At 64.3% G+C, this 25,816-nt stretch carries 16 protein-coding genes; 10 read left to right on the top strand and 6 right to left on the bottom strand.

The window, feature by feature from the left end:
* Positions 1-41: 41 nt before the first annotated feature.
* Positions 42-1,235, bottom strand: coding sequence for an SAM-dependent methyltransferase (locus B0E48_RS15255; RefSeq protein ID WP_077519007.1), 1,194 nt, complete (start codon positions 1,233-1,235; stop codon positions 42-44).
* 178 nt (positions 1,236-1,413) lie between these two features.
* Positions 1,414-3,591: a TonB-dependent receptor gene (locus B0E48_RS15250; RefSeq protein WP_077519006.1), complete on the bottom strand. Its 2,178-nt coding sequence runs from the start codon at positions 3,589-3,591 to the stop codon at positions 1,414-1,416.
* 213 nt (positions 3,592-3,804) lie between these two features.
* Here B0E48_RS15250 and B0E48_RS15245 point away from each other — a divergent pair, with 213 nt between their 5' ends.
* On the top strand, positions 3,805-4,593 hold the full coding sequence (locus B0E48_RS15245) for a hypothetical protein (RefSeq protein WP_077519176.1): 789 nt from the start codon (positions 3,805-3,807) through the stop codon (positions 4,591-4,593).
* Between the two features lie 73 nt (positions 4,594-4,666).
* The gene (locus B0E48_RS15240; protein WP_077519005.1) at positions 4,667-5,413 is read left to right on the top strand and encodes a pteridine reductase; all 747 of its coding nucleotides are present in this window, start codon (positions 4,667-4,669) and stop codon (positions 5,411-5,413) included.
* Between the two features lie 39 nt (positions 5,414-5,452).
* On the opposite strand, the gene B0E48_RS15235 is transcribed toward B0E48_RS15240, so the two are convergent.
* The 3 genes from B0E48_RS15235 to folB form a co-directional block, all read right to left on the bottom strand.
* The gene (locus tag B0E48_RS15235) at positions 5,453-6,280 is read right to left on the bottom strand and encodes a DUF6159 family protein (protein ID WP_254423988.1); all 828 of its coding nucleotides are present in this window, start codon (positions 6,278-6,280) and stop codon (positions 5,453-5,455) included.
* Between the two features lie 110 nt (positions 6,281-6,390).
* Entirely contained in the window at positions 6,391-6,879 is a 489-nt protein-coding gene (gene folK / locus B0E48_RS15230; RefSeq protein ID WP_077519003.1) for a 2-amino-4-hydroxy-6-hydroxymethyldihydropteridine diphosphokinase, read from the bottom strand.
* Positions 6,879-7,238, bottom strand: coding sequence for a dihydroneopterin aldolase (gene folB, locus B0E48_RS15225; RefSeq protein WP_077519002.1), 360 nt, complete (start codon positions 7,236-7,238; stop codon positions 6,879-6,881). The genes folK and folB overlap by 1 nt, the downstream gene beginning before the upstream one ends.
* Before the next feature lie 99 nt (positions 7,239-7,337).
* Here folB and dbpA point away from each other — a divergent pair, with 99 nt between their 5' ends.
* The 7 genes from dbpA (at position 7,338) to B0E48_RS15190 (ending at position 21,023) form a co-directional block, all read left to right on the top strand.
* Positions 7,338-8,717, top strand: a complete 1,380-nt coding sequence (dbpA, locus tag B0E48_RS15220) for an ATP-dependent RNA helicase DbpA (RefSeq protein ID WP_077519001.1) — start codon at positions 7,338-7,340, stop codon at positions 8,715-8,717.
* Between the two features lie 38 nt (positions 8,718-8,755).
* Complete coding sequence (locus B0E48_RS15215; protein WP_077519000.1) at positions 8,756-10,801, top strand: tetratricopeptide repeat-containing sulfotransferase family protein; 2,046 nt, start codon at positions 8,756-8,758, stop codon at positions 10,799-10,801.
* A gap of 46 nt (positions 10,802-10,847) precedes the next feature.
* Complete coding sequence (locus B0E48_RS15210) at positions 10,848-11,627, top strand: glutaminyl-peptide cyclotransferase (protein ID WP_077518999.1); 780 nt, start codon at positions 10,848-10,850, stop codon at positions 11,625-11,627.
* A gap of 257 nt (positions 11,628-11,884) precedes the next feature.
* Positions 11,885-13,144: an efflux RND transporter periplasmic adaptor subunit gene (locus B0E48_RS15205; protein WP_077518998.1), complete on the top strand. Its 1,260-nt coding sequence runs from the start codon at positions 11,885-11,887 to the stop codon at positions 13,142-13,144.
* A gap of 21 nt (positions 13,145-13,165) precedes the next feature.
* Entirely contained in the window at positions 13,166-16,285 is a 3,120-nt protein-coding gene (locus B0E48_RS15200) for an efflux RND transporter permease subunit (protein WP_077518997.1), read from the top strand.
* Positions 16,282-19,587, top strand: a complete 3,306-nt coding sequence (locus tag B0E48_RS15195) for an efflux RND transporter permease subunit (RefSeq protein WP_077518996.1) — start codon at positions 16,282-16,284, stop codon at positions 19,585-19,587. The genes B0E48_RS15200 and B0E48_RS15195 overlap by 4 nt, the downstream gene beginning before the upstream one ends.
* Positions 19,588-19,589: 2 nt before the next feature.
* On the top strand, positions 19,590-21,023 hold the full coding sequence (locus B0E48_RS15190; protein ID WP_077518995.1) for an efflux transporter outer membrane subunit: 1,434 nt from the start codon (positions 19,590-19,592) through the stop codon (positions 21,021-21,023).
* Positions 21,024-21,041: 18 nt separating this feature from the next.
* Here the strand turns inward: B0E48_RS15190 and B0E48_RS15185 are convergent, their stop codons facing one another.
* Positions 21,042-22,277 (bottom strand): TIGR03862 family flavoprotein, encoded by a 1,236-nt coding sequence (locus B0E48_RS15185; protein WP_077518994.1) that lies wholly within the window; start codon positions 22,275-22,277, stop codon positions 21,042-21,044.
* A gap of 774 nt (positions 22,278-23,051) precedes the next feature.
* On the opposite strand from B0E48_RS15185, the gene B0E48_RS15180 reads away from it, so the two are divergent.
* Positions 23,052-25,712, top strand: coding sequence for a PKD domain-containing protein (locus tag B0E48_RS15180; RefSeq protein ID WP_077518993.1), 2,661 nt, complete (start codon positions 23,052-23,054; stop codon positions 25,710-25,712).
* Positions 25,713-25,816: the final 104 nt, after the last annotated feature.

Raw genomic sequence — 25,816 nt, 5'->3', positions numbered from 1 at the left:
CCCGGTGCCGTCAGCCGACGACGCCGGGTCCGCCGCTGTGACTACAACCGGCCGCCCTGATCGGCAGCCAGCAATTCGGCCGGCAGCGGCAGCACGTCGAGGCCGCGCGCCAGCAGCATCGCCTGGAAGCGCTCGCCCATCTGGTCGGGCAGCATCAGCCGCTTCACCTGTTGGGCTAATCGGTAGCGGCTGTGCTCGTCGGCGATCTTCGCCTGCTCGCTTTCGAAGATCTCCTGCAGGCCGGCGCCGATCAGGAACTGTGCCTGTGGCAGATAGGCGGCCACGCCGAAACCGGCACTGTTGCCGGCCTCGGCCAGCGCGGTGAAATCGACCGAGGCGGTGAGATCGTTCAGGCCCGGCAGATACAGCGGATCGTTGTGCGCGTGATGGCGGTAATGCGCCATCAAGGTGCCGTCGTCGCGCTCGGGCAGATAGAACTCGCGGCGCACGTAACCGTAGTCGACGAACAGCATCAGCCCTGCGGTCAGTGATCCGGCCACCGCCTGGATCCAGTACGGCAGCTGCGGCAGGATTTCCGAGCGGTAGCCCTCGGGGAAGTCGGCGCCGAGGTCGCGCTCGACATGGCGCACCGCACCGGCCACCAGTGCATCGGCCGGACGATCGATACGCAGTAGACGACCTTCACCATCGAGTGCCACGTACTCTTCGTAGATCTCGCCATGGCGCATGGCAAAGCGCGTGGCCGGCAACGCGTCGATCACTTCGTTGGCGAACAGCACGCCGCGCCAGTCCTGCTCGGGCGGACGATCCAGCCATTGCACGCGGGCGTGGAGTTCGACCGGGAGATTCGCGTGCAGACGCTCGCGCTGGCGTTCGCGCAGATCGGCACTGGGTTCGAGGATCAGGTATTGGCGCGGCAGCGTGCCGCCGTCGGCCAGCGCCTTGAGCGCCGCTTCGGCAAACGCACCGCTGCCGCCGCCCAGTTCCAGAAAATCCGCCTCGTCGCCGAACATCGCCAGCACCGGCTGCACCGCCTTGATCACGCACCGCGCGAACAGTTCGCCCAGTTCCGGCGCGGTGACGAAATCGCCGGCCGCGCCGAACTTGGTCTTGCCCGCGCTGTAGTAACCCAGCCCCGGCGCATACAGGCAACGCTCCATGTACTGCGCAAACGGCAGCGGCCCGTGCGAAGCGATCTGCTCGCGCAGCAGTTGCAGCAGATGATCGGAATGCGCGCGTTCGTCGGCGCTGGGATCGGGGAGGCGGGAAGGCATCGGGCTTGCCGGTAGTGAAAAGCGCGGCAAGCATAGCGGATGGAAACATCCCACATCCTAGGCATATACCCGCAGCCGCGAATCCCCTGTAGGAGCGACTTCAGTCGCGATGCTCTCGGTGGTCTCCCAAAAGCTATCGCGACTGAAGTCACTCCCACAAAAGCCGACCGTGCCTGGATCAGAAATCTTTCTGCAGGTTCAGATACAGGCCACGGCGCGGACCGAACTGCGGTGCACCGACGCCGATGCCGGTGCCGTCACGCAGCTCGTAGGTCCGGTCCAGCGCATTGATCAGCGCCAGCTGGGTGTGCAGCTGACCGAAATGATCGAACGTGAAGTCGTGCGACACATTGAAGTTCAGCTGGAAGTAGTCCGGCAGGGTGCCGCCGTTCGGCACGCTGCCGTCCTTGCGCAGGCCAGTGCCAAACAGGTAGTCGGCGCCGACCTTGGTGGCATCGCTCAGCGCGTAATTGAGGCCGCCAGACGAGGTGAACTTCTGGTCGTGGTCGAGATAAATGTAATTGTTGGCGATGTAGGCCAGATCCTCCGGATTGAAGTTGTACTGGCTGGTCATCACGTCCTTGCCCATCGCCTTGGTATAGGAGAAGTTGAAATAGGCCGACAGCGGACCGGCGTTGTAGTTCGCCGTGAACTCCGCGCCACCGACTCGGCCGTACTTGTAGTTGAAGGTGGAGTACACCAGCGCCGCACCGAACTGGCCTTCGTCCTGCAGGCGACTCACCGTGCGGTAGTAGGTGTCCAGGCCCAGCGTCCAGTCGCTGCCTATATTCTGCGAGACGCCGACGTCGAAGTAGTTGGAGCGCTCGGCCAGCGGCGTGTTGTCGCCATAGTTCTTCACCGCGTTGGTGGTCCCGGCGAACGCGGCGAGATCCGTCGAGGAAATCAGCTCGGTCGCCGGCGGCGTGAAGTAGCGCGAGTAACCGGCATGCACGGTGGTGCTGGCGGTGGCCTGCCACACCATGCCCAGGCGCGGGCTCAACTGGCTGGCGGTGGTATTGAACGCCTGGTACTGGTCGCCGCGCAGGCCGTAGTTCACCGTCCAGTTCTGGCCGATGCTCCACTCGTCCTGCACGTAGGCGGACCAGGTCCTGGCGGTGATCCGATCGCCGGTGAAGATGTTGAACGGCACCGTGCTGGCCTGACTGCCATCCGGATTGGCCGGAAACACCAGTGAATTGGTGTTGGTGCTGGCATGGTCGAAGCTACCGTACAAGCCGTAGCGCAAGGTGTGGTTGTCGCCCATCGGCGTGGAGAAATCCACCTGCAGCGTGCTGGCGCGATCGCTCTGGTTGATCGCGCCGGCGACACCGTTGAACATCAGGTCGCCGATGTCATCAGGCAGATATTGCAGGCCGCTGTAACGCTGACCCAGCGAGACCTGATAGTCGGTCGTGCCGAACTTGCCCTGCAAGGCCAGCACGCCGAAGCGGGTCTGTTCGTTCTGCTGCTCGTCCAGATTGGCGGAGTTGAAGCCGACCGTATCCAGATAGCCGAACTGCGGCGTCTGGTCCGGATTGTTGGGAATCTGGAAGCGGTTGTTGGCCACGCCGAACAGGAAGCTCAGCCGCGTGTCGCTGTCGATCAGGTAGCTGACATCGCCAAACGCCTTCGTCTGGTTGGTGTGGTCGTGGATTGGCGTGCGACTGGCCGTCGGGTTCTCGATGCCGACATTGTTCTCCGTGTAGTTCGCCGTGAAGAACGCGCTCCACGGACCACTGCTGCCCCATAGCGAGACATTCGGATTGAACGTGCCGAACGAGCCGGTGGTCACGCCGACGCTGCCGCCATTGCCTAGCGTGCTGCCGCTCTTGGTGGTGATGTCGACCACGGCCGCGGTGCGCAGGCCGTACTGCGCCGGCAGCGCGCCATCAAGCAGGCTCACGCTCTGGATCGTGCGCGCGTCCAGGCTCTGGCCGAAGCCCGAGATCGACTCGGGAATGATCACGCCATTGATGCGGTATTGCAGATTCGCGTGGTCGCCGCGCACATGCAGACCACCATAGGAATCCTGCACCACGCCCGGCGCCTGCAGCAGCACCTGATTCATCGGCGTCGCTGCACCGAGCGGCAGCTGGGCGATCGCCTTCTGGTCGATCACGTATTGGCTGCTGCCGGTATCCGGCGACAACGTGTTGCGCGCCTGGTCCAGCCTGGCGGACACCTCGACCGTGCTCAGATCCCTGGTCGTGGGCTGATCGTTGCCGGTGCCGCTGTCCGCCGGGTCATCGGTACCGGTGGCAGTGGCAGCCGTCGGCGCCGCCGGCGTATCCGTGGCATGGACGGCGGCCGTGGCCAACGCAGCGGCAAGACTCAGGGCAAGCAGGGATGGCTTCATCGGAGGGTTCCAGCAAGGAGCAATGGGGTGAGTAATTGTGTAATGTTATAACATTACTAAACACCCGTTCCATCTGCCACCGCCAGAAGTCATGCCTGCGGGCAAGACTGCTGCCCACCGGCCTGCGCCAGCCATTGAGTCCAGCTTCACACGGCTCATCTAGACTGCATGGATGCACGCCAGTTCACGGCGGCAATCTCCACGGAGCCCCGCATGGTCAAGCACAGCGAGCAAGTTCCCGCCGTCATCGCACCGGTCGAGCACAACCGGGTGACCCAGGCGATCCTCGATTTCGTCAGCAAGGTGCCGGACAGCAAGATCGGCAGCAGCAAGGATCCCGCGACCGAGGCGCGCCGGCTGGCCCAGCGCGCGGCCCAGCGCGCCGCGCTCACCGCCGGCTCGCTGGCGCTGCCACCCGGGCCGCTGGGGTGGCTGACCCTGCTGCCGGAGCTGATCGCGATCTGGAAGATCCAGGGCCAGATGGTCAGCGATATCGCCGCCGCCTACGGTCGCAATCACAGCCTGGGCCGCGAACAGATGCTGTGGTGCCTGTTTCGCCACACCGCCGCGCAGGCGTTCCGCGACCTGGTTGTGCAGATGGGCGATCGACTGGTGTTCCGCCGGATGTCCTATGGCGTCGCCCAACGCGTGGCGAAGCAGATTGGCGTGAAGCTGACCCAGCGCACGGTGAGCGAAGGCCTGTCGCGCTGGCTGCCGGTGATCGGCGCGCTCGGTGTCGGCGCCTACGCGTATTACGACACCGGACAGGTCGCCAGCACTGCGATCGCCTTGTTCAGTGGTGACGTCGTGATGGAAAACGAAGAAGAGGCCGCAGCCGCCACGGCGGAACCCGCCAAAGCCGCGCCCCGCAAAAAGACCTCGCCGGTGCGCCGTGCAATGGACAAGCTGGTCGACAAGGCGACCACCGGCGCCGCGCGCAAGGTCGCCAGTGCCGCACGCAAGGCCGCGAGCAGGAATCCGCGCAAGCCGAAAGCGGACTGACTGTCCGCCAGCGGATGACGCACTGCATGCTTTGCGGCAAGCTGGGCCACTGGATTGCCGCAGGAGCCGACGCATGAAGCCACGCCATGACCGACCCGTCGCGTTGATCACCGGTGCCGGTCGCCGCGTGGGTGCGGTGATCGCGCGTGCGCTGCACGCAGCCGGCTACGACCTGGCGTTGCATTATCGCCGTTCGGTCGACGACGCGCGTGCGCTGGCCGACGAGCTGGAAAAGCAGCGCAGCGGCAGCACCTTGCTGCTGCAGGCCGAACTGGCCGATATCCCGGCATTGCCGGCACTGATCGAACAACTGTTGGCGCATTACGGCCGGCTCGATGCGCTGGTCAACAACGCCTCGGCGTTCTATCCCACGCCGCTGGGCACCGCGACGCCGGCGCAATGGAATGAGTTGTTCGCCTCGAACGCGCAAGCGCCGTTCTTCCTCAGCCAGGCGGCGATACCGGCACTGCGCGAAGCACGCGGTGGCATCGTCAACCTGCTGGACATCTACGCCGAACGCCCGTTGGCGCAACACACGCTGTACTGCATGGCGAAAGCCGCACAGGCCGCGATGACGCGCTCGCTGGCGCTGGAACTGGGCCCCGAGATACGCGTCAACGGCGTGGCTCCCGGCGCGGTGCTGTGGCCCAGCGACGGCAAGCCCTATGCCGACCAGCAGGCGATGCTGGCGCGCACGCCGTTGCAACGGGCCGGCTCGCCGGACGATGTGGCCGGCACTGTGCTGTGGCTGCTGCGCGATGCGCCGTTCGTCACCGGCCAGATCATCCGCGTGGATGGCGGCCGTACGCTATCGGTGTGAGTGGCGATCCCTGCATATAGGAATCGCCACACATCACGCTTACTTCTGCTTGCTGCGGAAGGCGTGTTCCAGCAGCGCCGGATCGAAACCCACGCTGGCTTCGCCGGATTCCGCATACCGATACAGCGCCGCGGCATAGATGCCGTGCAGCGACGACTGGATCAGCCCGAGCAGGATGAACCCGAGCACCACCACGACCACGGCGAACACGATTGCCACGATGGATTGCGAGGCGAACGCGCCGCCAACCAGTACGGCTGCCACCAGCACCGCCAGCAACATCAGCAGGCCAAACACCACGCCGATGCCGCCGTTGCCGATCAGGTTCTCGCCCCAGCTGCGCTTGAGCAATTCCACGCTGCGTTTGACCGCATCCACCGGACCCACATCCTGACTGGCCAGGATCGGTACCACCAGAAACGTGGCCACGGTCCAGGCCAGCCCGAGGAAGCCGACCACCAGCCGGCCGATCAGGCCGAGCCGCTCCTGGATCATGCGCAGCACCAGACCGACGGTGGCCGCAATCAACGCGTAACCGAAAATGTGCGGCAGCCGCGAACGCGCCAGTGCAAACCCCGCCGCCACGCTGGTCGGTTCGCCACGCAGATGTATCAAGGCCACACCGGTCAACGCGGTCTGGAAAAAGATGATCACGAAATATTGCACCAGATAGAACGCGAACATCAGCAGATACGCACCCACCGACATGCGCTGGTGGAAATCCTGCCCGGCATGCTCGCCACCGATCACCATCACCGCGACCGGGATCAGGAAACTCGCCGCTACCAGCAGCGTGCACAGCCCCGACAGCAACGGAAACACCAGCAATGACTTGTCCGAGCGCAACACTGTTGCGCTCGCCTTCATCAAAGCCCAACTGCGTGCAAATTTTCCAGCCATGTGCGTCGCCCCCGCGTCCGTGGATTGTGAAGTTGTCTTTCTAGCACTAGCCATCAATCCGCAACAGTGCGGACCGCTCAGTCCGTCAGCGGCTCGACGATCAGCGGCTCGTGTTCCACCGGAAACGCCGCCCACAACTCGGCCATGCTGCGGCCACTCAGCGGATGCCGGAATGCCGGCGCGATATCCGCGATCGGCCGCAACACGAACGCATGCTGCAACTCCTTGCGCGGAATCTGCAGATGCCCCGGCCCATCGAGCACCAGCGCATCGTAGAACACGATATCGATATCCAGCGTGCGGTCGGAATAGCGGGGCACGTCGCGACGACGACCGTGACTATCTTCCAGCGCGTGCAGCCAGTCGTTCAGCGCCTCGGGCGACAGCTCGGTATCCAGCCCCACCGCCAGATTGACGAAATCCGCGCCGTCGAAGCCCACCGACTTGCTGCGATATGCCGGCGACACCGTGATCGTGCCGAAGCGCTCGCGCAACGCAGCGATCGCCCCCGGCAGATGGCGCCACGGTTCGAGGTTGGAGCCAAGGCTCAGGTAAACCCGTGCCATCAGTCCGGCCGCGTGCCGCGTTCGATCCGCACGCCGACCGCCTTGGCACCGCGCACCGCACCGGGTTTGGACAGCTTCAGGCGCACCCAGCTGACCCCGAACTCCTCGCAAATGATCGCCACGCAGCGCTCGGCCAGCGTCTCGACCAGGCCGAAGCTGGACTCACTCACATACTCGATCAGGCGCCTGGAGACGTCCTTGTAGTTCAGCGTGAGCGCAATGTCGTCGCTGGCTGCCGGCACGGTGTTGTCGAAAGCCATCTCGATATCGAACGACAGTGTCTGGCGCACGCGGCGCTCCCAGTCGTAGATACCGATGACGGTATCGATGCGCAGGTCTTCGATGAAAACGATATCCATGACGGTAATCACTTAGGCGATAGCCGCACAGGGTCGGCGAGCTGGCGGCCGGATGCAAGTCGCCGCAGCGCAGCGAGGCGGTCGTGCGATCATAGGCGAATGACCGCCTTCAGCACGCTCCCGCTCAAACCCGCCCTGCTCGCCAGCCTCGAAACGCTCGGTTACGCCACCATGACGCCGGTGCAGGAGCAAAGCCTGCCGCCGATGCTGGAGGGTCGTGACGTGATTGCGCAGGCGCAGACCGGCAGCGGCAAGACTGCGGCGTTCGGGCTGAGCCTGCTGCAATCGATCGATGTGGACACGATCCGGCTGCAGGCGCTGGTGTTGTGCCCGACCCGCGAACTGGCCGACCAGGTCAGCAAGGCGATCCGCAAGCTGGCGGCGAACATCCCGAATGTGAAGCTGCTGACGCTGTGCGGCGGCATGCCGCTGGGGCCGCAACTAGCGTCTCTTACACATGACCCGCACATCGTGGTCGGCACCCCCGGCCGCGTGCAGGAACATCTGAAGCGCGAAAGCCTGCACGGCGGCGGCATCAAGGTACTGGTGCTGGACGAAGCCGACCGCATGCTCGACATGGGTTTCAGCGAGGCGATCGACGACATCGTGGGGCGCATCGCGAAGCATCATCAGACGCTGCTGTTCTCGGCGACGTATCCGGACGAAATCCGCGCGGTGAGCCAGCGCGTGCAGAAGAATCCGGTCGAGATCACGGTGGAAGCGCCGGTCGAGGCGAAGCCGGCGATCGAGCAGCAGTTCATCGAGGTGGAGCCGGCGCAGAAGCTCGACGCGCTGGCGCAGCTGCTCGGCAGCGAACGCGGCGAGCATGCGCTGGTGTTCTGCAATATGCGCCGCGAAGTGGATGCGGTGGCGCAGGAACTCGATCGCCGCGGCTTTTCCGCGCTGGCCCTGCATGGCGACATGGATCAGCGCGACCGCGACGAAGTGCTGGTACGTTTCGCCAACCGCAGCTGCGCGGTGCTGGTCGCCACCGATGTCGCCGCGCGCGGGCTGGACATCGTCGCGCTGCCGCTGGTGGTGAGTTACGACATCGCGCACGACCCGGAGACGCATACGCACCGGATCGGCCGCACCGGCCGCGCCGGGCAGTCGGGCCTGGCGATCACGCTGTGCTCGTCACGCGAACGGCCGAAGGCAGCGAACATCGAGGAGTTGACTGGCATGCCATTGCCGTGGCGCACGCTGAAGATCGCGCCGGCGCGTGGCAAGACCCTGCACCTGGCACCGATGAAGACCCTCGTGATCGACGCCGGCCGGCAGGACAAGCTGCGTCCCGGCGACATCCTCGGCGCGCTTACCGGCGACGCCGGACTCGATGCGAAGGACATCGGCAAGATCGATGTGTTCGCCACCCGCGCCTACGTGGCTATCAGCCGCGCATTGGCGAACAAGGCGCTGGAACGATTGCGCGCCGGCAAGATCAAGGGGCGCAACTTCCGCGTGCGCCCGCTGGGCTGACGCAGGCCGGCTTACCTCACGTATCGCCAGGGACTTTCATGCCGCACGATGAGAAGGCGCCACACCGACCGCACGATACAAGTGCGTCAACGATCGTGGTCGACTCGCCCAGCCGGCAGGACATGGACGCGCTGGTCAATCTCATCAACCAGCAACATCACGCTGAAGCCGAAGCGCTGGCACGCAAACTGATCGCCCGCTTTCCCGGCAGCGGTTTCGCCTGGAAGGCGCTGGGTGCGTCGCTCAAGCCGCAGAAGCGCATCGCCGAAGCCGTGGTCGCCCAGCAACAAGCCACCGCACTGTTGCCGGGCGATGCCAGCACGCATTACAACCTGGGCAACAGCCTGATGGCACTCGGGCGCCACGCCGATGCCGCCGACAGCTATCGGCAGACGGCCGCAATCAAGCCGGACTACGCCGAAGCCCACTGCAACCTTGGCCATGCACTGGGCGCGCAGGAACAATTGATGGATGCGGCGGACAGCTATCGGCGCGCGCTGGCGATTCGGCCGGATTTCACCGAAGCGCACGCCAGGCTCGGCCATATCCTGATGGCACTCGACCAACCCGCGGAAGCCGAGGCGCATTTTCTGCGCGTACTGACGACCCGACCGGATGATTCACAGGTGCACAACAGCCTCGGCATCGTGTATCGCGGCCAGGGTCGCATGGCCGAAGCCGAGGCCTGCTATCGCCGTGCGCTGGCGATCACCCCGGACTCCGCCGAGGCGCACAACAACCTCGGCAATGCACTGCACGAACAGGGACGCATCGACGAGGCGCAGGCCAGCTATCGCCAGGCTCTGGCGCTCAATGGCGAGCTGGCCGAAGCGCATTTCAATCTCGGCAACATGCTGCGTCACCAGCACCGGCAACTCGACGCCGAGCGCAGCTACCGGCATGTGCTGGCGATCGAGCCAAGTCACCTGATGGCGCTCAACAACCTTGGCCTGTGCCTGAAGAAACAGGGTCGGCTGGAGGAAGCCAGCCAGTGTTTCGAGGCCGCGATAGCGATCAAGCCGGATTTCCTGCAGTCGCATTGCAACCTGGCGCCGTTTCGGACGTATGCTGCCGACGATGCACACCTCAGCCTGTTCGAAGGCCAGCAACAACAGCTCCCCGCGTTGCCATTGAGCGGGCGCATCAGCTACTGGTTCGCGCTCGGCAAGATGCGCGAGGATGCTGGCCGTTACGACGATGCGTTTGCCGCCTATGAGGAAGGCAATCGACTGCAACACGCACAATTACCGCACGACGAGACACGCGAGATCGCGCTGGTGAAACACCTGCAATCGGTGTTCAGCACAACCTTCTTCGCCAACCGGCCACCGACCAGCCGCGCCGGCAAGGCGCCGATCTTCATCGTCGGCATGCCGCGTTCAGGTACCACGCTGATCGAACAGATCCTGTCCACGCATCCGGGTATCTACGGCGCCGGCGAATTGACCGACCTGGACGACGTGGTGCACTCGCTCGACACAAAATCAGGCGAACGCACAGGCATCTATCCGGAGGTCGTCACCACGCTGTCGGCCGATGAACTCCACCGCCTGGGCGAAGCGTACACGGAGCGCGCATGGCGACTGGCGCCGGAGGCCGAACGCATTACTGACAAGTTGCCGGCCAACTATCTGCACGTGGGCATGATCCACCTGATGCTGCCGCAGGCGAAGATCATCCATGCCATGCGCGATCCGATGGATTCGTGCTTCTCGTGCTACGCGCGCCTGTTCGAGGGCAACCATCTCGACTTCACCTATGACCTCGGCACCGTCGGTCGCTACTACGTACGCTACATCCAGCTGATGCAGCACTGGCATCGCGTGCTGCCGGCCGGCACCATGCTGGACCTGCGTTACGAAGACATGGTGGCCGATACCGAGGGCCAGGCGCGGCGGCTGCTCGACTACCTCGGCCTGCCCTGGGACGAACGCTGCCTCGACTTCCACCGGAACAAACGCGTCGTCAGGACCGCCAGCATCGCCCAGGTGCGCAAGCCGATCTATCGATCGTCGATTGCACGCTGGAAGCACTTCGAAGCACAGCTGGCACCTCTGCTGGATATCGTGCGGGACCATCGATGAGTACCTGCAAACTATCCGCCCTTCCTCTCTCACCAAGCATCCGCCCATGAACCGATGGCTCGCCTGGACACTCGCATTCGCCCTGCTCGCCTGCACGCACACGACGTGGGCAGCGAACATACCGGTCTACGGCTACAAGGTCGTGCACGTCTATCCGCACGATACCGGCGCCTATACCGAGGGCCTGTTCTACAAGGACGGCTATCTCTACGAGAGCACCGGCGAAACCGGCCAGTCGACCGTGCGCAAGGTGGAGCTGAAGACCGGTGAAGTGGTGCAACGCTACAACGTGCCGTCGCAGTATTTCGGCGAAGGCATCGTGGACTGGAAGGACCGGCTTGTGCAGCTGACCTGGCAGACCCAGCTCGGTTTCGTCTACGACCTGGCCAGCTTCAAACTGCAGCACACCTTCACCTATCCCGGTGAAGGCTGGGCGCTCACCCGCGACAACCGGCATCTGTACATGAGCGACGGCTCGACGGTGATACGCATCCTCGACCCGGAAAGCCTGGCCACCACCGGCAGCATCATGGTGATGGCCGATGGCCAGCCGGTGACCAATCTCAACGAGCTGGAATGGGTCAAGGGCGAGATCTACGCGAACGTCTGGCTGACCAACCGGATTGCCAGGATCGATCCTGCCACTGGCCACGTGGTCGGCTGGATCGACCTCAGTGGCCTGCTCGACGTCAGCAAGTTGCCGGACCCCGGCAACGACGTGCTCAACGGCATTGCTTATGACGCCGCGCACGATCGCCTGTTTGTCACCGGCAAGCGCTGGCCGAAACTGTTCGAGATCAAGCTGGTGAAACGGCGCGAGCCTTGAAACGCACCGGCCGTCGTGCGGCCAAGGCAATCTCAAAGCACCGTGGCCGCGGCAACGCCGGTCCGCTGGAATGGCAGGCCGGCAGATTCACCAGCGGCACGATGCAAATTCTTGCGTCAACCACACGCGCAGCGAAGCGTTAGAAAGCATCTTGCCGTTTATGGTGACGGGCGATTCTGTCTTCCGGGACGACGCCGTTTTGACAAGTGAAAGTGCTCTACTACGTGGTGGAGTAATGAACACCCGGGAGATGGTTTATGAGTGCCGACACCCCGAAAGCAGCGGGACACTCGCACAAAAAGCGTGGCCGGCTGATCGTTGTGGTGGTCATCGTCGCGCTGGTCGCCCTGGTCGTGTTCCATCTGTTCAGTGGCAAGACCACAAAAGTCGGCACACCGGCGCAAGTGGTCAGCGCCGCCACTGCCACCCTGGGCAACATGCCGGAAATCCTGAGCGAGCCGGGCACGGTGACGCCGATCGCCACCGTCAACGTGTTGCCGCAGCTGAGCGGTTATCTGACGGCGGTCGGTTATCAGGAAGGCCAGGACGTGACCAAGGGACAGTTCCTCGCCCAGATCGACCCGCGCCAGTACGAAATCGACAAGCAGCAGGCCCAGGCCCAGGCCGGCAAGGATCAGGCGAGCCTGGCCCAGGCCCGTGCCGACCTCGCCCGCTACGCGCAGTTGCACGCGCAGAAATCGATTGCCGAACAGACCTATGCCGACCAGCAGTTCACGGTCCAGCAGGACGAGGCCGCGGTCAAGGCCGATCAGGCAAACATCGCGCAGTTCGATCTCGACATCGCGTATTGCCACATCACCGCACCGGTGGCCGGGCGGGTCGGCCTGCGCCTGGTCGATCCCGGCAATTACGTCACCCAATCGACCTCGCCTGGCATCGTGACCATCACCACGATCAAGCCGACCACGGTGCAATTCACGGTGCCGCAGAACTCGTTGAGCCAGGTGCTGAAGCGCTTCAATACTGCCGGCGCGAAGTTGCCGGTCACGGTCTATGACAGCGACAACACCACGCAGCTGGGCACCGGCGCGCTGTACGCACTCGGCAACCAGATGGCCACCAGTACCGGTACCGTGACGTTGCGCGCGACGTTCCCCAACGACGACGAGGTACTGTTTCCGAACGAGTTCGTCAACGTCAAACTGCTGGTCGACACGCTGCAGAACGCGGTGCTGGTGCCGACACCCGCCGTGCAGAGTGGCGCGCCAGGGGACTACGTCTATCTGGTCAATGCCGACCAGACTGTCTCGGTGCACAAGGTGACCCAGGGCCCCAGCGACGGCAAGAACACGGTCATCCTGACGGGCCTCACGGCGGGTCAGCAGGTGGTCACCGACGGCATGGACCGCTTGAGCGACGGCGCCAAGATCAAGATCGCCGCGGCGAAGCCGGCCGAGGCTGGCAGCGCACCGGCTGCCGCCTCTTCCTCGGCCAGCCCGCCGCACAAGAGCGGCAAGCGGGCACACGGCTCCGCACCTGCCACACAAACTTCGTAAGCACGGCGGGTACGCGATCCGATGAACATTTCCCGCCTGTTCGTGCTCAGGCCGGTGGCGACATCGCTGCTGATGATCGCCCTGGTGATGGTGGGCCTGGTCGCGGTGCGCTTTCTGCCGGTGTCGTCACTGCCCAGCGTCGACTATCCGACGATCCAGATCCAGACCTTCTATCCAGGCGCCAGCCCCACGGTGATGGCGACCACGGTGACCGCGCCGCTGGAAGTGCAGCTGGGCGAGATCCCCGGCCTGCAGCAGATGACCTCGAACAGTTCGGCCGGGGCTTCGGTCATCACCTTGCAGTTCGATCTGGCGCTCAATCTCGATATCGCCGAACAGAATGTGCAGGAGGCGATCAACGCATCCAATAGCCTGCTGCCCACGGGCCTGCCGGCACCGCCAACCTATGCCAAGGTGAATCCCGCCGACCAGCCGATTCTTACCCTGGCGGTCACCTCCAGCTCGATGTCGCTGCCGCAGTTGCAGGATGTCGCCAACAACCGGCTCGGCGCGAAGATTTCCGAAGTGCCGGGCGTCGGCCTGGTCACCCCGGCCGGCGGCAACGTGCCGGCGATCCGGGTCGAGGCGGACCCGCAGAAGCTGGCGGCGTATGGGCTGAATATCGACGATCTGCGTTCGCTGATCGCGAACGTCAACGTGAGCCAGCCCAAGGGCAATTTCGACGGCCCGAAACTGGACTACACGATCAACGGCAACGACCAGATCCAGAATCCGGAGGATTACCTGGCCACGGTGGTCTCCTACCAGAACGGCGCCCCGGTGTTCCTGCGCGATGTCGCCCGGGTCACCCAGTCCGCGCAGAACACCGAGCAGGGTGCGTGGTTCAACAAGACCCAGGCGATCGTGCTGAATGTGCAGCGCCAGCCGGGCGCGAACGTGATCGCCACCGTCAACCAGATCATGCAGGAGCTGCCGCAGCTGGAGTCCACCCTGCCGGCAGGGATGAAAGTCGAGGTCGTCTCCGACAGTACCGGCGTGATCCGCTCGTCGGTGTCCGACGCCGCGTTCGAGCTGGTGCTGGCGATCGTGCTGGTGGTGCTGGTGATCTTCGTGTTCCTGCGCAACCTGCCGGCCACGATCATCCCGAGCATTTCGGTGCCGGTCTCGCTGATCGGCACGCTGGCGGTGATGTACCAGCTGAACTACTCGATCGACAACCTCTCGCTGATGGCGCTGATCATCGCCACCGGTTTCGTGGTCGACGACTCGATCGTGATGATCGAGAACATCGTGCGCTACCTGGAAGAAGGCAAGACGCCGCTGGAAGCCGCTCTCGAAGGCGCCGGGCAAATCGGCTTCACCATCGTGTCGCTGACTGTCTCGCTGATCGCGGTGCTGATCCCGCTGCTGTTCATGGGCGGCGTGATCGGACGCCTGTTCAGCGAATTCGCGGTCACCCTGGCGGTCACCATCGTGCTCTCGGGCATTGTCTCGCTGACCCTGGTGCCGATGCTGTGCGCACGTCTGCTGCGCGCGCAAGCCGACCGGCATCCCAGCCGTTTCGAGCGGATCAGCGAAGGTCTGTTCGACAAGACGCTGGCGGGCTACGAGCGCGGCCTGCGCTTCGTGTTGCGCCATCAGGTGCTGACCCTGGTCATCGCGACGCTCACCGTGGCACTGACCGTGATCCTGTACATCGTCATTCCCAAGGGTCTGTTCCCGACCCAGGACGTGGGCGTGATCCAGGGCATCAGCATCGCCGACAACTCGGTGTCGTACAGCGCGATGGTGGAACGGCAGGCGGCGCTGGCGGAAGCGATCCTCAAGGATCAGGACGTCACCGGCCTCACCTCGTATGTCGGCATCGACGGCACCAATACCACGCTCAACAACGGCCGCTTCCTGATCAACCTGAAGGCGCGCGACGATCGTTCGTCGACCGCGGCCGAGATTGCCAGGCGCCTGCAGACCGAAGTCGAGAACGTATCGGGCATCAAGCTGTTCCTGCAGCCCGAACAGGACCTGACCCTCGACACCACGGTATCGCCGAACCAGTACCAGTTCGTGCTGCGCGGGCCGAACCAGCAGGCTTTCATGCAATACGTGCCCGCCCTGGTCGCACGCATGAAGAAGATCACCTCGATCACCGACGTCACCAGCGACCTGAACAACGACGGCCTCAGCGTGGACGTCGAGGTCAACCGCCAGCTGGCCGCGCGTTACGGCATCACCGCGGCGACGATCGACAACGCGCTCTACGACGCACTGGGCCAGCGCATCGTGTCGACGATCTTCGATCAGTCCAGCCAGTACCGAGTGATCCTGGTCGCCAAGCCCGAAAGCCTGCCGACGATCGAGTCGCTCGGCGACCTGTACCTGCCCAGCCAGACCAGCAGCAGCGGCCAGGTGCCGCTGAAAGGCATCGCCACGATCAAGGTCACCAAGTCGCCGCTGGTGGTCAGTCACCTGGCGCAGTTCCCCGCGGTCACCATCTCGTTCAACCTGGCCAAGGATGCTTCGCTGAGCAAGGCGGTGGACGAGGTCAACCAGGCCGAGCAGGCGGTGCACCTGCCGTCCTCGATCACGTCGTCGTTCCAGGGTGCCGCGCAGGCGTTCCAGGATTCGCTGTCCAGCGAGGTCTACCTGCTGATCGCGGCACTGGTCGCCGTCTACATCGTGCTCGGCGTGCTGTACGAGAGTTTCATCCACCCGGTGACGATCCTCTCGACGCTGCCTTCAGCCGGCATCGGCGCCCTGCTGGCGTTGATGATCGCTGGCAGCGATCTGGACGTGATCGGCATCATCGGCATCGTGCTGTTGATCGGCATCGTCAAGAAGAACGCCATCATGATCGTGGACTTCGCGCTCGAGGCCGAACGCGAACACGGCAAGCCACCGGCGGAGGCGATCTTCGAAGCGTCGCTGCTGCGCTTCCGGCCGATCCTGATGACGACGCTGGCGGCGATGCTCGGCGCGTTGCCGATGCTGCTGGGCAGCGGCACCGGTTCGGAGCTGCGCCGGCCGCTCGGCCTGGCCATCATCGGTGGTTTGGCGTTTAGCCAGGTACTCACCCTGTTCACCACGCCGGTGATCTATCTGTTCTTTGACCGTCTGGCGCAGCGCTTCCAGCGCAAGCGTCCCGAGCCGACGTCCGAACAGGCGCCCGAGCAGACGCCGTGAGCATCCCGGGCCTGTTCATCAAGCGACCGGTGGCGACCACCCTGCTGGCGGTCGCCATCGCGCTGTCCGGCATGCTGGCGTATTTCCACCTGCCGGTCGCGCCGCTGCCGAACGTCACCTATCCCGTCATCGTGGTCCAGGCAAGCATGGCGGGCGCCAGTCCGGACATCATGGCGTCCACCGTGGCGGCGCCGCTGGAACGGCGGCTGGGCTCGATCGCCGATGTCAGCGAAATGACCTCGACCAGTTCGGTCGGCTCGGCCAACATCGTCATCCAGTTCGGCCTGAGCCGGGATATCAACGGCGCGGCGCGCGATGTCCAGGCGGCCTTGCAGGCGTCGCGCGCGGACCTGCCGTCCACGCTGCGCAGCAACCCGACGTACCGCGAGTACAACCCGGCCGATTCACCGATCATGGTGCTGGCGCTGACCTCCAACACGATGACCCGCGCGCAGCTCTACGATTCGGCCGACTCGATCCTCCAGCAGCAGCTGTCGCAGGTCGATGGCGTGGGCCAGATCACTCTGGGCGGCAGCGCGTTGCCGTCGGTGCGGGTGGAATTGCAGCCCGACCAGCTCAACAGCTACGGCATCGGGCTGGAAGATGTGCGCGCGGCGATCAGCTCGGCCAACGCCAACAGCGCCAAGGGCCACATCGACCAGGGCGACCAGCGCTACGAAGTCACCTCCAACGACCAGATCAACACGGCCGCGCCCTATCGCGACCTGATCGTGGCTTACCGCAACAATGCACCGGTGCTGTTGCGCGACGTCGCCGACGTCGAGGATTCCGCGGAAAACATCCGCAATGCCGGCCTGTACAACGGCAAGGATGCCGTGCTGGTGATCGTCTACCCGCTGCCCGGCGGCAACATCGTCAAGACCGTCGCGCAGATCCGCAAGGTGCTGCCGACGATCGAGGCGACGCTGCCGCACAACGTGCATGTCGGTATCGCGGTGGATCGCTCGCAATCGGTCAATGCCGCGGTGGGCGACACCGAGCGCACCCTGTTCGTGGCCGTGCTGCTGGTGATCGGCGTGGTCTTTGTGTTCCTGCAATCGCCCCGGGCGATCCTGGTGCCGGCGGTGGCACTGCCGCTGTCGATCATCGGCACGTTCGGGCCGATGTACCTGCTCGGCTACAGCATCGACAACCTCTCGCTGATGGCACTGACCATCGGCACCGGCTTCGTGGTCGACGATGCGGTGGTGGTGCTGGAGAACATCGTGCGCCACGTCGAGTCCGGCATGGACGTGCACGAGGCGGCATTGCGCGGCAGCGCCGAGGTCAGCTTCACGGTGATCTCGATGAGCCTGTCGCTGATTGCGGTGTTCCTGCCGATCCTGCTGATGCCCGGCATCGTCGGTCTGCTGTTCCACGAGTTCGCGGTGACGCTGTCGATCGCGATCCTGCTTTCGCTGGTGATTTCGCTTACCGTCACGCCGACCATGGCGGCCTATGTGCTCAACCGCAAGACGCTGCACTCCAGGGCGCGCTGGGCGCTGTGGTACGAGCGCCAGTTCGAACGTTTCAAGAACGCCTATGCCCGTTCGCTCACCAGCGTGCTCGACCACGCGCTGCTGGTCGGGTTGACCCTGATCGGACTGGTCGTGCTGAATGTGCTGCTGTTCAAGCTGGTGCCCTCGACCTTCTTTCCCGAGCAGGACAACGGCATCCTGTCGGGCCAGATCATCGCCGACCAGAGCATCTCGTTCCAGGCAATGCAACAGAAGCTCGCGCAGTTGCAGGCGATCGTGCAGAAGGATCCGGCGGTCGCCTCGGTGGCGGGCTTCACCGGTGGCCGCGCGCTCAACACCGCAAATGTGTTCATCGAGCTCAAGCCGCTGGCGCAACGCAAGCTCTCCGCGGCGCAGGTGGTCGATCGCCTGCGACCCAAGCTCAACGGTGTGTCGGGCGCGAAACTGTTCCTGCAGGCTGCACAGGACTTGCATATCGGCGGGCGCTCGTCCGCCGCCGAGTACCAGTACACGCTGACCAGCGACGATTCCACCGCGCTGTTCAAGTGGGTGCCGCTGCTGGTGGCCGCGCTGGGCAAGGACCGTACCCAGATGACCGACGTGAACTCGGATCTGCAGCAGAACGGCCTGCAGATCTACATCAACTTCGACCGCACCACCGGTGCACGTTACGGCTTTGCGCCGAACCAGATCGACAGCGTGCTGTACGACGCCTTCGGCCAGCGCACCGTATCGACCGTGTACAACGCGCTCAACCAGTACTACGTGGTGATGGAGGTGGCACCGTCGTATTGGCAGTATCCGCAGATGCTCGACCGCATGCGTTTCAGCACGGCGGCCGGCAATGCGGCGGGAACCCAGCAGACGCAGATGTCGGGCAGCCTGGTCAAACCAGTCACCCCGGTGTCGGTGGTGACGGCCGCGCAGGGCACGACGTCCAATACCAATGCACGCAATGCCAACGCCGTGGCCAACCAGCTCACCAACGCGATCTCCAACGCGAAAGGTGGCAGCTCCAGCGGCAGTGCGGACAGCACCTCGAGCGAAACCCTGGTGCCGTTTCCACAGCTGGCCACGTATGTCAGCAACCACACCGCCACCCAGGTCAGTCATCAGGGCGGCCTGGTCGCCGCCACGATATCGTTCAACCTGCCGCCCGGCGGTTCGCTGAGCAAGGCCACCGCGGCGATCAACCAGGCCACCCAGGAGCTGGGCGTCCCGGCTTCCATCCATGGCAGCTTCGCCGGTGCCGCGCAGGTCTACGCGCAGTCGATGTCGAGCATGCCGCTGCTGATCCTGGCGGCGCTGGCGGCCGTCTATATCGTGCTCGGCATTCTGTACGAGAACACCGTCCACCCGATCACCATTCTCTCCACCCTGCCATCGGCGGGTATCGGTGCCACCCTGGCGCTGCTGATCTTCGGCACCCCGTTCTCGGTGATCGCGATGATCGGCATCATCCTGCTGATCGGCATCGTCAAGAAGAACGCGATCATGATGATCGACGTCGCCATCCACCTGCAACGCGACGAAGGCTATGAGCCGCAGAAGGCCATCCACGATGCTGCCGTGGTGCGTCTGCGCCCGATCATGATGACCACCGCCGCCGCCGTGCTCGGCGCGGTGCCGTTGGCGATCGGCATCGGCCAGGGCGCGTCACTGCGGCAGCCGCTGGGCATCACCGTCATGGGCGGCCTGATTTTCAGCCAGGTTTTCACGCTGTACACCACGCCAGTGATCTACCTCTACCTCGACCGCTTGCGCGCCAGACTGGCCAAGTGGTCCGCCACCCTGCCGTGGAACAGATCGGACGCGAGCGCATGAAGATGAAGATCCCCCGCACGACCCTGGCCTGTTCGCTGACGCTGCTGCTCGGCGGCTGCATGGTCGGCCCCGACTACCACCGCCCGCAGGTGGTGACGCCTGCGCAATACAAGGAGCTGCCCGGCTGGACGGCCGCGGCGCCAGCGGCCGAAGCGCCGAAAGGCGACTGGTGGACCGGTTTCAACGATCCGCTACTCGATCAGCTGGAGCCGATGGTGTCGGTCTCCAACCAGACCGTGCGCCAGGACTACGCCAATTACCAGGCCGCGCTCGCCGAGGTGCAGGTGGCACGCAGCAGCCTGTTCCCCGCGATCGGTATCAGCGGTTCGGCAACGAAGCAGCGCAGCGCAGGCAGCAAGTCGACCAGCAGCGCGGGTTCGCTCGAGGGCGATGTCAGCTGGGCTCCCGATCTGTGGGGCAAGGTTCGCCGTACCATCGAAGAGAACAAGGCGACCGCGCAGGCCAGTGCAGCGACCCTGGCCAATGCCACCTTGTCCGAGCAGACCGCACTGGCCACCGCCGTGATCGAACTGCGTGTGACCGATGCCGACATCGACCTGCTGCAGAAGACCGTCGACGCCTACAAGGAATATCTGCGCGTGGTGACCAACCAGGACACCGCCGGCACCATTCCGCCTTCCGATGCCATCAGTGCGCGGACCCAGCTGGAGAATGCCCAGGCCAGCCTGATCGCGCTCGGTGTGGCGCGTGCGAAGTACGCTCATGCGATTGCCGTGCTGGTGGGGAAGAATCCCGAGGAACTCGACATCCCGCACGGCACCACATTGCCGACACTGCCATCGGTCCCGGCCGGCGTGCCCTCGACCCTGCTGCAGCGCCGCCCGGATATCGCGGTCGCCGAGCGCGAGATGGCCGCGCAGAACGCCGCCGTTGGCGTCGCCATCGCGGCGTATTACCCCACTCTCTCGCTGTCTGCGGCGGATGGTTTTTCGCAGTCGCCGCTGGCCGGCTTGCTGCACATCGCCAACCATGTGTGGTCGCTGGGTGCGGACGTCAGCGAGACCGTATTCGACTTCGGCGCACGCCACGGCGAGGTCGCCGCCGCGAAAGCCAACTACGAAGCGGCGGTCGCCAATTACCGCGGCACCGTGCTGACCGCGTTCCAGAACGTTGAGGACGATCTTTCGGGCCTGCGCATTCTCGCCCAGCAGGCCGAGGTGCTGGACGCCGCCGTGCGCGACGCCACCCGCGGCGCCGAGATCGCGTTCAACGAGTATCAGGCCGGCACGGTCGACTACACCACTGCGGCCACTGCGCGGGCGACCGAGTTGAACACGCAGCAGAGCGCGCTCAACGTGCAGCAGCAACGCCTGCTCGATGCGGTATCGCTGATCGGCGATATCGGCGGCGGCTGGTCGGCCAGCGAACTGGTCGAGCCAACGAAGTCCTCACTGACGTCCTCCACCAAGCACTGAGGACAGCACGCGTCCCGGCTACTTTCCCAGCCAGTGCGCTGCGCCACGGCCGGCGATCAGTCCGCTGGCGAAGCAGGCGGTGAGCAGGTAGCCGCCGGTCGGCGCTTCCCAGTCCAGCATCTCGCCGGCGCAGAACACACCCGGACGCATGCGTAGCATCAGCTTGTCGTCCAGTCCTTCCAGCCGCACGCCACCGGCGGTGCTGATCGCCTCGGCGACCGGCCGCGGCGCACGCAGGTGCAAGGGCAAGGACTTGAGCTGTGCTGCCAGCGCCAGCGGATCGGCCAGCGTCGCCTTCGCGGTCAGCTCGAATACCAGCGCGCACTTCGCCGGATCCAGCCCGGCGCGTCGGCGCAACCAGTCGCCGATGCTGTGTTTGCCGCGGGGTGCCGCCAGGCGATCGGCGAGTGCCGGTTCGCTGTAGCCCGGCACCAGATCCAGCCGCAGCACGGCTTCGCCACGTTCGAGCAACTGCTCCCGCAACTCCGCGCCGATCGCGTAGATCAGGCTGCCCTCGATGCCGTACTCGCTGAGCACGCATTCGCCCTGCCGCGCGTGCGCCACGCCGCGGCGATCCGTCCAGTGCGCCACCACGGCCTTGAGCGGCGCACCGGCGAAGCGGCTGGACAGATGCTCGCTCCAGGCCAGCTCGAACCCGCAGTTCGCCGGCTGCAGCGGCGCGATGTCGATCCCGGCCTGTTGCAGCGGCGCCAGCCATGCGCCATCGGAACCGAGCTGCGGCCAGCTGGCGCCACCCAGCGCGAGGATCACCGCATCCGTCGGCACCGCACGCTCGCCCTGCGGTGTGGCGAAATGCAGCGCGCCATGCGCCTGCCAGCCCAGCCAGCGATGGCGCATGTGGAACGTCACGCCGGATTCGCGCAAACGGTGCAACCACGCACGCAGCAGCGGCGCCGCCTTGAGATCGCGCGGAAACACCCGGCCCGAACTGCCGGCAAAGGTCTCCACACCCAACCCGCGTGCCCAGGCACGCAAGGCATCCGCATCGAATGCATCGAGCCAATGCGCGATTTCGGCCCGACGCGCGCCATAGCGTTCGACGAAGCGTGCGCGTGGTTCGCCATGGGTCAGGTTCAGCCCACCCTTGCCGGCCAACAGGAATTTGCGGCCGACCGAACCCATCGCGTCATACAGATCGACCTTCACGCCGGCCTTGCACGCGGCTTCCGCGGCCATCAGGCCGGCCGGGCCACCGCCAATGATGGCCAGGTTCGGGGAAGTTGTTCGGGTCATCCGTGCATGGTCGCATGCTGTCCGAACGGAATGAACCGGCAACCGGGTCATTCCGCCGCAGTCGGATTGACGTTCACGCGCCTAGCCAGCATCGGTATCGTTCGAACAGGATCAGCTGAATTGAAAATAAATCGGATTAATCGGATTGCATCGATTATCCCGAGGTCGATCACGCAAGGGTTCGGCAAAATATTGCGAGTTCGATGAATTAATATCGTTCCAAACGCATGTAATTACGCTTCCATCAAAAATGTTCCACCTCCCGCGTAATCGATTTCATTGCTGTATTGGATCACCCAAGACGTTCCTGCCCCGCTCACGCATGCGGCGCCCATTTGACTGATTGCACTCATGAAAAGCATCGCGCAACACGCTCGCGCTGGAATCGAACGTACGTGCTTTCACAGGGTTCCGCAGCGCCATGATTATTGAAAATAATTGCGTTGCAGACACACCGACGCCATTTTTTGATTATGTGACCGCAGTCACCGACCACTACAAAAAGTCCTATTGACCCGTTTCATCTGCAACTCATACCGTCGTTGAATTCGCCAACTGGGAGCTTGGCGAATGATCCTGTGGCCACTTCTGCAAGACCACTTCAAATCTGCGTTCAACCCTGAGGGAAACCTGGGGGAGGGTTGGACACAAGACACGGGATCGCAGGGCAATCCAAGAAAACTCGTCGTGTCGTGTCTGTCCATGACACTAATTCATGAGGTCCACGGGTCTCAACGGCTTCGTTTGGCCTCAAAAACGTTCTGGGAGCTCTAAATGCCAAACCATTTTCGTCTCAAGTTGCTGGTGGCCGCCATCGGCATGGCTGCCACCGCATCAGCCTTCGCCACACCAGCCTCGTTCGTCTCCTTGATGCAGCCGCATCATGCCACCAGCCTGCGCAACGGTGATGTTGTCCAGGGTCCGCTTGCGTTCTCGCAGCCGATGCACGTGGTGATCTCACTGCAGCTGCAGAACAAGTCGAAGCTGGACGCCTATGTGGCCGATCCCAAGCACAAGGCGCTGACACCGGCGGAATTCGCCGCGCTGTATTCGCCGACCCAGGCGCAGGCGCAGGCCGTCGCGAATTATCTGAAGCAGTCCGGCTTCACTAATGTCACGATCGCGCCCAATCGCATGCTGGTCGAGGCCGATGGCCAAGCCGATACGGTGCAGTCATCCTTCCATACCTCGATGGTGCACGTGCGCACGCATGACGGACGCGATGCATACGCCAACTCCAACGATGTGATGATCCCGGCCGAGTTGCAGAGCACGGTGCAGTCCGTGCTGGGCCTGGATAACGTGCACATGTCGCATATCTTCGCGCGCCGGGTGCGTGCAAATGCCGTTCACACGGATGCGACGTCCGGTACGGCTGTCGGCCACAACCCGCTCGATTTCCCGAAGATCTACGGCGCCAGCAGCCTTGCCCCGGCAACGACGATCACCGTCGGTAACGTGGTATCTGGCCAGATGAGCGATGTGCTCAGCGACATCAAGTCCTTCGAGAGCACCAACGGCCTGACCTCGCTCGTCCCGACCATCGAGGGTACCGGCAACAAAGGCAGTGTCTCGGCCAGCGGCGACGGTGAATGGGATCTGGACACCCAGGACATGATCGCGATGTCGGGTGGCCTGAAAAGCCTGATCCTTTACGATGCTGCCTCGCTCTCCGATGCCGCCCTCACCACGGACTACAACCTGGCGGTGACCGACGACAAGGCGGTTGCGATCAACGTCTCGCTGGGCGAGTGCGAAACCGATGCGAAGTCGGCTGGCACGACGACCGCAGAAGACGCCGTCTTCGAGCAGGCCGTGGCGCAGGGCCAGACCTTCTCGGTATCCGCCGGCGACTCCGGTGCCAACGAATGCACCAGCGGCATCACCCCGAGCTGGCCCGCCAGCTCGCAGTACGTGATCGCGGCCGGCGGCACCGAGATCTACACCACCAACACCACGACCTGGTCCAGCGAGACCGTGTGGAACAACCTCAGCGAAAGCGAAGGCGCCACCGGTGGCAGCCCGAGCACCTTCGAGCCGATTCCGAGCTGGCAGGTGGGCGTGGGCCAGAACGGCACCTCCAAGTTCCGCGGCGTACCCGATATCGCCTATGAAGGCAGCCCGGATTCCGGCGCACTGGTCATCGTGGACGGTCAGGCCAACCAGCAAATCGGTGGTACCAGCCTGTCCTCGCCACTGTTCGTGGGTGCGTGGGCACGTATCCAGGCAGCCAATGGCGGCGCGCTCGGCTTCGCCGCTCCGCTGATCTACAAGGCAGCGGCGGCCAACTACGCGACCGACTTCCACGACATCACCTCGGGCAACAACAGCGGTGAGACGGCCGCCACCGGCTGGGATTACACCACCGGCTTCGGCAGCATCATCGTCAGCGCGCTGTCCGGCAATGTCAGCGGTGGTGGCAGCACGGGTGGTACGCCGACCGCCAACTTCAGCGACACGACCAGCGGCCTGACCGCCACCTTCACCGACAGCTCCACCGATTCGGGCGGCACCATCAGCTCGCATGCGTGGACCTTCGGCGACGGCAGCACCTCGACCGCCACCAGCCCGAGCCACACCTATGCGGCCGCCGGCACCTACAGCGTGACCGAAACGGTGACCGACGGCGTCAGCGGCAAGACCAGCTCCAAGACGGCATCGGTGACGGTCTCCAGTGGCGCCACCGGTGGCACGCCGACCGCCAACTTCAGCGACACCACCAGCGGCCTTACCGCCACCTTCACCGACAGCTCCACCGATTCGGGTGGCTCCATCGGCACGTATGCGTGGACCTTCGGTGACGGCAGCACCTCGGCCGTAGCCAGCCCAAGCCACACCTATGCGGCCGCCGGTACCTACAGCGTGACCGAGACGGTGACCGACAGCGTCGATGGCAAGACCAGCTCCAAGACGGCATCGGTGACGGTCTCCAGCGGTGGCACCCCGACCCAGCTGCTCGTCAACACCGGCTTCGAAACCGGCAAGGCGACACCGTGGAGCATGAGTTCGGGTTCGCTGTGCAGCAGCAGCAGCTCCTCGTCCAGCTACTGCGGCAGCGGTGAGACCGCACATGCAGGGACGTGGTTCGCGTGGCTCGACGGGTATGGTACTTCGCACACCGACACGGTTTCGCAATCGGTAGCGATTCCGAGCGGCAAGACGACGGCGACCTTGCAGTACTACCTGCATATCGACTCGACCAAGAGCACGGCGGTCGATACCTTGACCGTGCAGGTGCTGAATTCGTCGGGTACGGTGCTGGGCACGGTGGGCTCGTTCACCAGCAAGAACACGAACACCGGCTACGCGGTGGAAACCGCCAACCTGTCCGCGTACATCGGCCAGACGGTGACCATCAAGTTCACCGGCAAGGAGACTTCGTCCTCGGGTAACACCGACTTCACGCTCGACGACGTCACCCTGACCGTGCAGTAAGTACCCCTGACGGCAGCTGCCTCGCGCGGCTGCCGTCAACGGTTGTCAAGGAGACGCAAGGCTGCGCTTCCTGTTTCAGACCAAGGAATCCTCCGGCCCGATCG

It is taken from the genome of Rhodanobacter sp. C03, from assembly GCF_002001175.1.
Classification (GTDB): Bacteria; Pseudomonadota; Gammaproteobacteria; order Xanthomonadales; family Rhodanobacteraceae; genus Rhodanobacter.
This window is presented reverse-complemented; position numbering and strand designations above follow the sequence as displayed.